This is a genomic window from Ammoniphilus sp. YIM 78166 (assembly GCF_004522215.1).
Classification (GTDB): Bacteria; Bacillota; Bacilli; order Aneurinibacillales; family RAOX-1; genus YIM-78166.
Window position 1 is genome coordinate 1 of record NZ_SDLR01000068.1, and the last position, 313, is coordinate 313.

General features: G+C 38.0%; 1 pseudogene. It reads left to right on the forward strand.

The features are described 5' to 3' along the window. Nucleotides 1-313 (forward strand): annotated as a pseudogene (locus EIZ58_RS32925) (amino acid permease); the annotation flags it as partial.

The following is a 313-nucleotide window of genomic DNA, read 5'->3' on the forward strand; positions in this document are numbered from 1 at the left end:
GTCGTTTTGAATTACCTTGTGCCTGAAAAAGTGTTTTTGTATATTTCTTCCGTCGCCACGGTTGCGGTGATCACCAGCTGGACGATCATCCTGCTTGCACAATTGAAGTTCAGACAATCAAAAACAAAAGAAGAAATAGAAAAACTAGCATTTAAAATGCCGTTTTATCCTATTTCCTCCTACTTGGCCCTCGCTTTTTTAGCGCTTGTCACTGTCTTAATGGCATTTATGACGGAAATGCGAATAGCCTTAGTTGTAGCGCCTATATGGTTTATTATCCTTTATATAGGGTATCAAATGAAAAAAAAGGATT